Consider the following 10,719-nt stretch of genomic DNA (forward strand, 5'->3'; position numbering starts at 1 on the left):
GGCTGCGGGCCGGTGGGGGCTTGTCGCGCAGTTCCCCGCGCCCCTGACGGGGCGCGAAGATCCGCCGGACGCGCTCTAGGGAGGCGGACGCGTCAGCGGCCACATCGGCCGACCCCGCCCTGCCCGCTGCCGAGGGCGCCGCTGCCGATGCGGCCGCCCTCCTTGGCGAAGGTTGCGAACACGTCCCGGTGCATGTCAGAAGTCCCAGCCCTCGTCGTCCGCCGCCATGGCAACCGACGGTGCCCCGAAGGCCGTTCCCGCCATGCCCGCGGTGAGCGTCGTCCCGTCGGCCGGGTCGATCAGCAGGAACGAGCCCGTGCGGCGGGAGTCGGCGTAGGCGTCGAGCGCGAGCGGCTCCGCGGTGCGCAGCACGACCCGGCCGATGTCGTTGGCGGCCAGCTCGCCGGGGTCGGCGTGCTGGGAGAGGTCGTCCAGGGCGAGGCGCGAGGGGACGGCCTTGACGATGGCCTTCACGGTGCGGGTGGTGTGTTTGAGCAGCACCCGGTCGCCGGGGCGCAGGGGCCGGTCGGCGACGTGGCAGACGGTCGCCTCGACGTCCTGTGTCGGCGCGGGGGCGGCAGCGGCGGGGGCGATGAGGTCGCCGCGCGAGACGTCGAGGTCGTCGGCGAGCCGCACCGTCACCGACTGCGGCGCCCAGGCCACGTCGACAGGCCGCCCGAGCGCGTCGATCGCGGCGACCGTGCTCGTCCGCCCGGACGGCAGCACGGTCACCGGCTCGCCGACCCGCAGCACGCCGGAGGCGATCTGGCCCGCGTAGCCGCGGTAGTCGGGGTGCTCGGCCGTCTGCGGGCGGATGACGTACTGGACGGGGAACCGGGCCGGTTCGTCGCTGGGGTCCGCGACGACGGGCACGGTCTCCAGGTGTTCCAGCACGGTCGGGCCGCCGTACCAGTCCATGTGGGCGGACGGCTCCACGACGTTGTCGCCGGCGAGCGCGGAGACGGGGATGGCGGTGACGTCGGGCACGCCGAGGGAGGAGGCGTAGCGGCCGAACTCCTCGGCGATCGCGGCGAAGACGGGCTCCGCGTAGTCGACGAGGTCCATCTTGTTGACCGCCAGCACCACGTGCGGCACGCGCAGCAGGGCGGCGACGGCGGCGTGCCGCCGGGTCTGCTCGACGACGCCGTTGCGGGCGTCGACGAGCACCACGGCCAGCTCGGCGGTCGAGGCGCCGGTGACCATGTTGCGGGTGTACTGCACGTGGCCGGGCGTGTCGGCCAGCACGAACCGCCTGCGGGGGGTGGCGAAGTAGCGGTAGGCGACATCGATCGTGATGCCCTGCTCGCGCTCCGCGCGCAGCCCGTCGGTGAGCAGGGCGAGGTCGGGCGCGGCGGCGCCGCGGCTGCGGGAGGCGTGCTCGACGGCCTCCAACTGGTCGGCCAGCACCGCCTTGGAGTCGTGCAGCAGCCGCCCGACGAGGGTGGACTTGCCGTCGTCGACGGATCCGGCGGTGGCGAACCGCAGCAGCGAGGTCGTGCCCGCCTCGATGGTCGTACTGGACATGGCTAGAAGTACCCCTCGCGCTTGCGGTCCTCCATCGCGGCCTCCGACAGCTTGTCGTCGGCCCGGGTGGCACCCCGTTCGGTGAGCGGGGACGCGGCGATCTCCGCGATGACGGCCTCGATGGTCACGGCGTCGGAATCCACCGCGCCGGTGCAGGACATGTCGCCGACCGTCCGGTAGCGGACGAGCCGTCTCTCCAGCTCCTCGCCGTCCTTCGGGCCGCCCCAGCCGCCCGGGGCCAGCCACATGCCGCTGCGGCGGAAGACGTCGCGCTCGTGCGCGTAGTAGATCGACGGCAGGCCGATCTCCTCGCGGGCGATGTACTGCCACACGTCCAGCTCGGTCCAGTTGGACAGGGGGAAGACACGGACGTGCTCGCCGGGCGAGTGGCGGCCGTTGTACAGCTGCCACAGCTCGGGGCGCTGGCGGCGCGGGTCCCAGCCGCCGAACTCGTCGCGCAGGCTGAACACCCGCTCCTTGGCGCGCGCCTTCTCCTCGTCCCGCCGCCCGCCGCCGAACACCGCGTCGAAGCGGTGCGCGGCGATGGCGTCCAGCAGCGGCACGGTCTGTAGCGGGTTGCGGGTGCCGTCCGGCCGCTCGCGCAGCCGGCCGTCGTCGATGAACTCCTGCACCGAGGCCACGTGCAGCCGCAGCCCGTGCTCGGCCACCGTGCGGTCGCGGTGGGCGAGCACCTCGGGGAAGTTGTGCCCGGTGTCCACGTGCAGCAGGGCGAACGGCAGGGGAGCGGGGGCGAACGCCTTGAGCGCCAGGTGCAGCATGACGATCGAGTCCTTGCCGCCGGAGAACAGGATCACCGGCCGCTCGAACTCGCCCGCCACCTCGCGGAAGATGTGCACCGCCTCGGACTCCAGGGCGTCCAGGTGCGTGAGCGCGTACGGGCTGTCCGTCGGGCTGTCCGTCATATCAGGCCCCTTTCCTTCAGCAGCACATGCAGGGCCGCTGCCGACTCCTCCACGCTCTGCTCGTGCGTCTCGATCCGCAGGTCCGGGTCGGCCGGTGCCTCGTACGGGTCGTCCACGCCCGTCAGCCCGGACAGCTCGCCCGCGGCCTGCCGCGCGTACAGGCCCTTCACATCGCGCACGGAGCACACCTCCACCGGGGTCGCCACGTGCACCTCCAGATAGCCGGTGCCGTGCGCCTGGTGGCGCTTGCGCACCGCCTCGCGGGAGTCCGCGTACGGTGCGATGACGGGCACCAGGACGGTCACGCCGTGCGACGCGAGCAACTGAGCGACGAAGCCGATCCGTTGCACGTTCGTGTGACGGTCCTGTCGCGAGAAACCGAGTCCGGCGGAGAGGAACTCGCGGATCTCGTCGCCGTCCAGTACCTCCACCCGGTGACCTTCGGCGTGCAGCCGGCCGGCCAGTGCGCGGGCGATCGTCGTCTTGCCCGCGCTCGGCAGGCCGGTCAGCCACACCGTGGCTCCTGCTGTCGTCTCTGTCATTCGTGCAGTCCGCATTCCGTCTTGGCGCGGCCGGCCCAGCGTCCGGCGCGCGCGTCCTCGCCCTCGCGCACGCGGCGGGTGCAGGGCGCACATCCCACCGATGCGTAGCCGTCCTGGAGAAGGGGGTTGGTGAGCACGCCGTGTTCGGCGACGTAGGCATCGACGTCGTCCTGCGTCCACCGGGCGATCGGCGAGACCTTCACCTTGCCCCGCCGGGCGTCCCAGCCGACGACCGGAGTGTGCGCCCGGGTCGGGGACTCGTCGCGGCGCAGGCCCGTCGCCCAGGCGTCGTACGCACGCAGGCCCTCCTCCAGCGGCTTCACCTTGCGCAGCGCGCAGCACAGGTCGGGGTCGCGGTCGTGCAGGCGCGGCCCGTGCGCGACGTCCTGTGCGGCGACGCTCTGGCGCGGGGTGAGGGTGATGAGGCGGACGTCCATGACGGCGGCGACCGCGTCACGGGTGCCGATGGTCTCCGGGAAGTGGTAGCCGGTGTCCAGGAAGACGACGTCGACGCCGGGCCGGGCACGGGACGCGAGGTGGGCGACGACCGCGTCCTCCATGGAGGAGGTGACGCAGAAGCGCTCGCCGAAGGTGTCGGCCGCCCAGGAGAGGATCTCCAGTGCGGACGCGTCCTCAAGTGCGCGGCCGGCCTGCGCGGCCAGCTGTTCAAGTTTGACCAGCTGGCCGGCTCGCTCAAGTCCGGGCATCGGGCGCCCCCTTGGCGAGTCCGCGGGCGAGGAGCCCGAGGAACTTCAGCTGGAAGGCGCGGTTGCAGGCCGCGCACTCCCAGGCTCCGTGACCCGCCTCGTGCGGACGCAGGTCCTCGTCACCGCAGTAGGGGCAGAAGAAGGGCGCGGCACGCTCGCTCACAACAAGTCCCCTTCGCTTGCCCGAGCCGCCCAGGCCGCGAACCGCTCACCCTCCGCGCGCTGTTCGAGATAGCGGCGGAGCACGCGCTCCACGTAGTCCGGCAGTTCCTCGGACGTGACCTTCAGGCCCCGCACCTTGCGGCCGAACCCGGCCTCCAGGCCGAGCGCTCCGCCCAGGTGCACCTGGTAGCCCTCGACCTGGCGGCCCTCGTCGTCCAGGACCAACTGCCCCTTGAGACCGATGTCCGCCACCTGGATGCGTGCGCAGGCGTTCGGGCAGCCGTTGATGTTGATCGTGAGGGGCTCGTCGAACTCGGGCAGCCGGTGCTCCAGTTCGTCGATCAGCGCCGAGCCGCGGGCCTTGGTCTCCACGATCGCCAGCTTGCAGAACTCGATGCCCGTGCAGGCCATCGTGCCGCGCCGGAACGGGGACGGGGAGACGCGCAGGTCGAGCGCCTCCAGCCCGGCCACGAGCGAGTCGACCCGGTCCGCCGGGACGTCGAGGACGATCATCTTCTGCTCGGCGGTGGTCCGCACCCGGCCCGAGCCGTGCTCCTCCGCCAGTGCCGCGATCTTGGTGAGGGTGGGGCCGTCGATGCGGCCGACGCGCGGCGCGAAGCCCACGTAGTGCAGGCCGTCCTTCTGCCGGTGCACGCCGACGTGGTCGCGCCAGCGCGCAACGGGCTGCTCCGGCGGCGGCCCGTCGGCCAACGGGCGCAGCAGGTACTCCTGTTCCAGCACCCGGCGGAACTTCTCCGCGCCCCAGTCGGCGACGAGGAACTTCAGGCGGGCGCGGTTGCGCAGCCGCCGGTAGCCGTAGTCGCGGAAGATCGAGACGACGCCCTCGAAGACGTCCGGGACGTCCTCCAGCGGCACCCAGGCGCCCAGACGCACCCCGATCCGGGGGTTGGTCGACAGCCCGCCGCCCACCCACACGTCGAAACCCGGCCCGAGCTCGGGGTGGCGGACGCCGACGAAGGCGATGTCGTTGATCTCGTGGGCGACGTCCAGCAGCGGGGAGCCCGAGACGGCGGACTTGAACTTCCGCGGCAGGTTGGAGAAGGCGGGGTTGCCGACGATTCTGCGCTGTATCTCGTCGACGGCCCAGGTGCCGTCGACGATCTCGTCCTCGGCGATGCCGGCGACCGGCGAGCCCAGGATCACCCGCGGTGTGTCACCGCAGGCCTCGGTGGTGGACAGGCCCACGGCCTCCAGACGGCGCCAGATCTCGGGGACGTCCTCGATCCGGATCCAGTGGTACTGGATGTTCTGCCGGTCGGTGATGTCGGCGGTGCCGCGGGCGAACTCCTCGGAGATCTCGCCGATCACGCGCAGCTGGCGGGTCGTCAGGCGGCCGCCGTCGATGCGCACCCGCAGCATGAAGTAGCGGTCGTCGAGTTCCTCGGGGGCCAGGACGGCGGTCTTGCCGCCGTCGATGCCGGGCTTGCGCTGGGTGTAGAGCCCCCACCAGCGCATCCGGCCGCGGAGGTCGTTGGGGTCGATCGCGTCGAATCCGGCCTTGGAGTAGATCGTCTCAATGCGTGTCCGCACATTGAGACCGTCGTCGTCCTTCTTGAACTGCTCGTTGCCGTTGAGCGGGGTGAAGTGGCCTGCGGCCCACTGACCCTCGCCCCGGTGACGGCCGGTTTTGCGCCGCGCCGGGACGGCGGGGATTTCCGAGGTGGCAGCCATGACGGTGTGTGTCCTTTGGTGGCCGAACGGGGACTGCGCAGGCATCCGTGAAGGAAGGCACGGAGGCGATGAGGGTGCGCTGAGGGGACGCCCGTCCACGGCGGTGGGGACGGCGTCGGGTGGAACGGGGAGAACGGTGAACGGGGGCTGCGCGGAAGGGGGCTGAGACGACCGTCAGCGCGCCGGACAGATGGCGCTGGACATGCGGCCGAGGTCGACGTGACGCCGACTCACCAACCTCACCATGAAGATTCCAGCTCCGGGCATGACGGAAGCGTGGCACGGCGGTCTCGGGCGAGTCCACCATTGCCCGTAATGCGAGACGCGCTGTCTCTTATTGCGAGACAGCGCGTCGTGTTCGGGTACTGCGTGGATGCCGGTTCAGGCGGTCGTTCCGGCGCGTGCGCCCGGCCACGGGCCCGGAGGTGGAACGTCCGGCTCCTCCTCGGTCTTCACGTCGAACACCCGGAAACCGCGCCGCTCGTAGTTCGCCATCGCATGCGGGCCGTCCTTGCTGCACGTGTGTACCCACACCCGCTTCGTCTGTTCCCGTCCGGGCCAGCGCTCGGCGAGGTCCCAGGCCCGGGCGGTGCCGAAGGAGAGCAGATAACCGCCGATGCGGCGGCCCTGGAAGGGGCCGATCAGTCCGAAGTAGGCGATTTCGACCGCCCCTTCGGGCTGCGGGTCCAGCTCGATGTACCCGGCCGGCGTCCCGCGGTCGTAGGCCACCCAGGTCTCCACGCCCGGCCGCCCCAGGTACGCCTGCCACTGCCCGTACGTCCAGGGCAGCCGGTCCGTCCATGTGATGTCCCCGCCCACGGCCGTGTAGAGATACCGGCTGAGCTCGGGCGAGGGGACCTCGGCCCGTTCGATCCGGATGCCGGACAGGACGTCCGGCTCGTGGGCCGGGACGAGGCCGTCGGGGGTCGTCTGCTCCAGGGACCAGGTGGTCACGGTCAGCGTGGCGTTGCCATTGCTCATGGCGTCAGCCAATCATGGGGCCTGCGCCCCGTAGGGGCGCGGGGAACTGCGCGAGCAACCACCGACGGCCTGCAGCCGACGCACCAGGGGGTCCGGGGCGAAGCCCCGAGAACCTCGACTGCGGGAGCGCCGTGGCTGGTCGCGCAGTTCCCCGCGCCCCTAACGGGCGCGACAGCGCGCCGCCATCACCACCGGCGCCGACGACGTCGGCAGCAAATCCGCGCGGTGCACCGGAGTCAGCAGGCTCACCTCCAGCCCGTCCGCGAAGCGGTACGGGCGGTGCCCCAGCACCCCCGCCAGCGTGCGTCGCACCCGCGACATCTCCGCCCGCACCGTCACCGTGCGCGAGGCGTCGCCGAACAGGTCGGCCGCCAGTTCCGCGGCCGTCCGGCCCGCCGGATGCAGCGCCAGGACGTACAACAGCTCGGCATGGCGCGGGCTGAGATCCTGCGACCAGTCGCCCGCCTCGCCCGAGACCGTGACCGTCCGGCTGTGCGGGTCGCGCAGATCCAGCACCACCCGGCCCGGCGCGGCCGGACCGTCCGCCGCCTCCAGCCGCACCAGCCAGCCGTCCGGCAGCGGTTCCACGAAACAGGGCCCGAACGACGGCAGCCACACCGGCCCCGGCTGCACCGCCTTGGGCAGCACCACCCGGCCGACCGGGCCCATGCCCGTCACCGCCGCCGTCCAGCCGTCCCGGTCCACGGCCAGCGCCCGCCCGTGGATCCGGGCCAGCATCGGCGCCGCCACCGTGCGCAGCCGGTCCACGGACTCCCAGTGCCGCGCCCGCAGCTCGGCCTCGGCGACCTTGCCCACCGCCGTCACCAGCGCCAGCATCGCCGGGTTGAACACGGGCGCCGGGCCGCTGACGTTCAGCACCCCCAGCGTCCGCCCGCTGCGCGGATCGTGCAGCGGGGCCGCCGCACACGTCCAGGCGTGGTGCGAGCGCACGAAGTGCTCGGCGGAGTGCACCTGTACCGGCCGGTCCTCCACCAGCGCCGTGCCGATGCCGTTCGTCCCGACCGTCTCCTCGGTCCAGCAGGCACCCACCTCGAACCCCAGCCGGTCGGCACTCCGCCGCAGCGCCGGCCCGCCCTCCCGCCACAGCACCCGGCCCCCGGGGTCCGTCACGACCGTCAGCTGCCGCTCCCCGTCGCTCGCCGAGGCCAGCCCCTCGCGCAGCAGCGGCAGCAGGACGGCGAGCCCCGACGCGTGCCGGCGGTGCTCGACCTCGTCCGCCGGCAGCACGGCCACGGGCCGGACCGTCTCCGGATCGAGGCCGTGACCGCGCACCCGCTGCCACGACCGGCCGATCAGCGGCCGCGGGCGCAGCGGCGGCCCGGAGCCGGCGAGCGCCGCCTCCCGGATCGCCGGAAGCAGCGCAGCGTCGATTGGTCTGGGATTCACGCTGCAATGGTGCCGCCGCCGGGCCCCGCCCGCATCGGCATCCGCGAGATTGCAACGCTGTGCAACCGTTGCCAACGCCCCCGCCCCGGGCGGAAGGTGACTGACGAGCGGTCGGAGGGTGGTGCCGAGTCGGCGCAGCATCACCCTCCGCCGGGCTCCCCGGAGCCGCCGCCCCGGCCTCCCGCCTGCCGGGCGCCGGGTGAATGCACACGTCCGCGGCCTATACGGTTAGGACGTGCAGGCAGCAAACGAACCACCGGCGCGGCAGCCCGGACGGCTCCACAGGGCACGGGCCCTCTACCGGAACGTCTCCAAACGCAAGATGGCGTGGCTGCTCCTGAAGGACACGGTCAACTCCTGTATGGAGTACCGCGTCACCGGACTCGCCGCCGAAGCCGCCTTCTTCACCCTGCTGTCGCTGCCGCCCCTGCTGCTCGGCCTCATCGGTCTGCTCGGCTACTTCGACTCGTGGTCCGGCACGCACACCATCGAGAGCATCCGGGACAACATCCTCTCCGCCTCGGCGACCGTCCTGTCCGACAAGGGCGTCAAGGAGATCGCCCGTCCGCTGCTCGACGACATCATCAAGGGCGCCCGTCCGGACGTCATCTCGGTCGGCTTCGCCATCGCGCTGTGGTCCGGCTCCCGGGCGGTGAACGTCTTCGTCGAGACCATCACCATCATGTACGGCCTGGAGGGCAAGCGCGGCATCGTCCACACCCGGCTGCTCGCCTTCGGCCTCTACGTCGTCGCCCTCCTCATCGGGGCGATCGCCCTGCCGCTGATGGTGATCGGACCGGAGACCGTGACGGACATCGTCCCGTGGAGCACGGACGCGGTCCAGTTCCTCTACTGGCCGGTCGTCATCGTGCTGTCCGTCGTCTTCCTGACGACGCTCTACCACGTCTCCGTACCGGTCCGTTCGCCCTGGCAGGAGGACATCCCGGGCGCGCTCGTCGCCCTGACGATGTGGGTGATCGGCAGCCTTCTGCTGCGCATCTACCTCACCCACACCGTGGAGGGCCCCACCATCTACGGCTCCCTCGCCGCGCCCGTCGCCGTGCTGCTGTGGATCGGCGTCTCGGCCTTCGCGGTGCTCGTCGGGGCGGCGGTCAACGCCGCCATCGACCGGGTGTGGCCGTCGGTCGCCACGGCCGCGGGGCGTGCGGAGGTCGACCGGCAGCGGGAGGCCTTCGCGGCACGGACGGCGGCCGAACGGGCCGCGCTCGCGCTGGCGATGGACGACGAGGACCTCTACGAGGAGTCGCCGGAGGAGGGGGCCGCCGGGCGGGACCGGGAGCCGCCGTCGGAATTCCCGGAGCGGTGGGCGCAGTTCCTGCCACCCGAGGACGTGCGGTCCCGGCTGCACAAGGGGGAGCCGCACCATCCCAGGCACGCGAAGCGGCGGGATTAGAGAGCCGGTTCGCGGGTGCGGGCCCGCGCCCGGAAAAATCATTGGCGGGGCGTCCTCGCCCCCGCCTACGCTCGTCGAGCACACGTACCCCAGGAAGGAGGTCGGGACTGATGACTGTCATGGCCCGTACTCGGAAGCCCGTCCATTCCACCTCCCTCCTCAAGGGGCACCGTCTTGTCCGAGCACACTGCTCAACACCCCCTCGTCCGCTACGGCTGGGACGAGGGCTTTGCCGCTGATTTCTCCGCGCACGCCGCCGAGGGCCTGACGCCCGGGCGGATCGTCCGCGTCGACCGCGGCCGTTGCGATCTCGTCGTCGCCGACGGCGCCGACGTCCGGCACGTCCTGGCCGACACCGCGCTCGTCACCACCGGCGACCCGGTGGCCATCATGTGCACCGGCGACTGGGCCGCCGTCGACCTCGACTCCGGCTATCTGCGGGCGCTGCTGCCGCGGCGCACCGCGTTCGTCCGCTCGACCTCCTCCTCGCGCTCCGAGGGCCAGATCCTCGCGGCCAACGCCGACTGCGCGATCGTCGCCGTCCAGCTCGCCGGCGACCTCGACCTGGGCCGCATCGAGAGGTTCCTGGCCCTGGCCTGGGAGAGCGGGTCCGAGCCGCTGGTCGTCCTCACCAAGGCCGACCTCGTCACGGCCGAGGTCCTCGGCCATCTCGTCGCCGACACCGAGGCGGCTGCGCCGGGCGTGCAGGTGCTGGCGGTCAGCGCGGAGACGGGCGAGGGCCTGGACGTCCTCGCCGCCGTCCTCGGCGGCCGCACGTCCGTCCTGCTCGGCCAGTCCGGCGCCGGTAAGTCCACCCTGGCCAACGCGCTCGTCGGCGCGGAGGTCCAGGACGTGCAGGCCACCCGCGACCGGGACGGCAAGGGCCGGCACACGACCACCACCCGCAATCTGCTGCCGTTGCCGCTGCCCGCGGGCGGTGTCCTGATCGACACCCCGGGCCTGCGCGGCGTCGGGCTGTGGGACGCGGGGGCGGGCGTCGCCCAGACCTTCTCGGAGATCGAGGCCCTGGCCGGGCAGTGCCGCTTCCACGACTGCGCGCACACGGCCGAGCCGGGGTGTGCGGTCCTGGCGGCGGTGGAGACGGGCGAACTCCACCAGCGCCGCCTGGACAGCTACCGCAAGCTGGTGCGGGAGAACGAGTGGATCGCCTCCCGCACGGATGCGAGGCTCCGTGCGGAGATCCGGCGCGACTGGAAGGCGAAGCAGGCGGCGGGGCGCCTGGCGATGGAGTACAAGCGGGGGCGTTCACGCGCCTGAGGGGCGCGGGGAACTGCGCGACCAGCCACGACGCGCCCGCAGTCGACGTTCCCGGGGCTGGTGCGTCGGCTGCGGGCCGTCTGTGGTTG

At 72.4% G+C, this 10,719-nt stretch carries 11 protein-coding genes; 2 read left to right on the top strand and 9 right to left on the bottom strand.

What is annotated here, in order from left to right:
• Positions 1-195: 195 nt before the first annotated feature.
• From ACWD4B_RS33490 to ACWD4B_RS33530, 9 genes are all read right to left on the bottom strand, one after another.
• Positions 196-1,524 (bottom strand): sulfate adenylyltransferase subunit 1, encoded by a 1,329-nt coding sequence (locus tag ACWD4B_RS33490; RefSeq protein WP_451424306.1) that lies wholly within the window; start codon positions 1,522-1,524, stop codon positions 196-198.
• Between the two features lie 2 nt (positions 1,525-1,526).
• Positions 1,527-2,447, bottom strand: a complete 921-nt coding sequence (gene cysD / locus ACWD4B_RS33495) for a sulfate adenylyltransferase subunit CysD (protein WP_451424307.1) — start codon at positions 2,445-2,447, stop codon at positions 1,527-1,529.
• Positions 2,444-2,989, bottom strand: coding sequence for an adenylyl-sulfate kinase (gene cysC, locus ACWD4B_RS33500; protein ID WP_451424308.1), 546 nt, complete (start codon positions 2,987-2,989; stop codon positions 2,444-2,446). The genes cysD and cysC overlap by 4 nt, the downstream gene beginning before the upstream one ends.
• Positions 2,986-3,696: a phosphoadenylyl-sulfate reductase gene (locus ACWD4B_RS33505; RefSeq protein ID WP_451424309.1), complete on the bottom strand. Its 711-nt coding sequence runs from the start codon at positions 3,694-3,696 to the stop codon at positions 2,986-2,988. The genes cysC and ACWD4B_RS33505 overlap by 4 nt, the downstream gene beginning before the upstream one ends.
• Complete coding sequence (locus ACWD4B_RS33510) at positions 3,683-3,859, bottom strand: hypothetical protein (RefSeq protein WP_451424310.1); 177 nt, start codon at positions 3,857-3,859, stop codon at positions 3,683-3,685. Before ACWD4B_RS33510 ends, ACWD4B_RS33505 begins: the two co-directional genes overlap by 14 nt.
• Complete coding sequence (locus ACWD4B_RS33515) at positions 3,856-5,550, bottom strand: nitrite/sulfite reductase (protein ID WP_451424311.1); 1,695 nt, start codon at positions 5,548-5,550, stop codon at positions 3,856-3,858. Before ACWD4B_RS33515 ends, ACWD4B_RS33510 begins: the two co-directional genes overlap by 4 nt.
• 174 nt (positions 5,551-5,724) lie before the next feature.
• Positions 5,725-5,817, bottom strand: a complete 93-nt coding sequence (locus ACWD4B_RS33520) for a putative leader peptide (protein ID WP_451424312.1) — start codon at positions 5,815-5,817, stop codon at positions 5,725-5,727.
• A 114-nt stretch (positions 5,818-5,931) separates the two neighbouring features.
• On the bottom strand, positions 5,932-6,531 hold the full coding sequence (locus ACWD4B_RS33525) for a GNAT family N-acetyltransferase (protein WP_451424313.1): 600 nt from the start codon (positions 6,529-6,531) through the stop codon (positions 5,932-5,934).
• Between the two features lie 159 nt (positions 6,532-6,690).
• Positions 6,691-7,938 carry a GAF domain-containing protein gene (locus ACWD4B_RS33530; RefSeq protein ID WP_451424314.1) on the bottom strand — a complete coding sequence of 416 codons (1,248 nt, stop codon included), beginning with the start codon at positions 7,936-7,938 and terminating at the stop codon, positions 6,691-6,693.
• A 235-nt stretch (positions 7,939-8,173) separates the two neighbouring features.
• Between ACWD4B_RS33530 and ACWD4B_RS33535 the strand changes: the two genes are divergently transcribed.
• The gene (locus tag ACWD4B_RS33535) at positions 8,174-9,352 is read left to right on the top strand and encodes a YihY/virulence factor BrkB family protein (protein ID WP_451424315.1); all 1,179 of its coding nucleotides are present in this window, start codon (positions 8,174-8,176) and stop codon (positions 9,350-9,352) included.
• A gap of 174 nt (positions 9,353-9,526) precedes the next feature.
• Positions 9,527-10,630, top strand: coding sequence for a ribosome small subunit-dependent GTPase A (gene rsgA / locus ACWD4B_RS33540; RefSeq protein ID WP_451424316.1), 1,104 nt, complete (start codon positions 9,527-9,529; stop codon positions 10,628-10,630).
• Positions 10,631-10,719: the final 89 nt, after the last annotated feature.

Source organism: Streptomyces sp. NPDC002536 (genome assembly GCF_053594995.1).

Bases quoted from the DNA above. Each gene is read 5' to 3' on its own strand.
- ACWD4B_RS33520 (WP_451424312.1), bottom strand. From the start codon at position 5,817: ATGCCCGGAGCTGGAATCTTCATGGTGAGGTTGGTGAGTCGGCGTCAC.
- ACWD4B_RS33525 (WP_451424313.1), bottom strand. From the start codon at position 6,531: ATGAGCAATGGCAACGCCACGCTGACCGTGACCACCTGGTCCCTGGAG.
- cysC (WP_451424308.1), bottom strand. From the start codon at position 2,989: ATGACAGAGACGACAGCAGGAGCCACGGTGTGGCTGACCGGCCTGCCG.
- ACWD4B_RS33490 (WP_451424306.1), bottom strand. From the start codon at position 1,524: ATGTCCAGTACGACCATCGAGGCGGGCACGACCTCGCTGCTGCGGTTC.
- cysD (WP_451424307.1), bottom strand. From the start codon at position 2,447: ATGACGGACAGCCCGACGGACAGCCCGTACGCGCTCACGCACCTGGAC.
- ACWD4B_RS33505 (WP_451424309.1), bottom strand. From the start codon at position 3,696: ATGCCCGGACTTGAGCGAGCCGGCCAGCTGGTCAAACTTGAACAGCTG.
- ACWD4B_RS33515 (WP_451424311.1), bottom strand. From the start codon at position 5,550: ATGGCTGCCACCTCGGAAATCCCCGCCGTCCCGGCGCGGCGCAAAACC.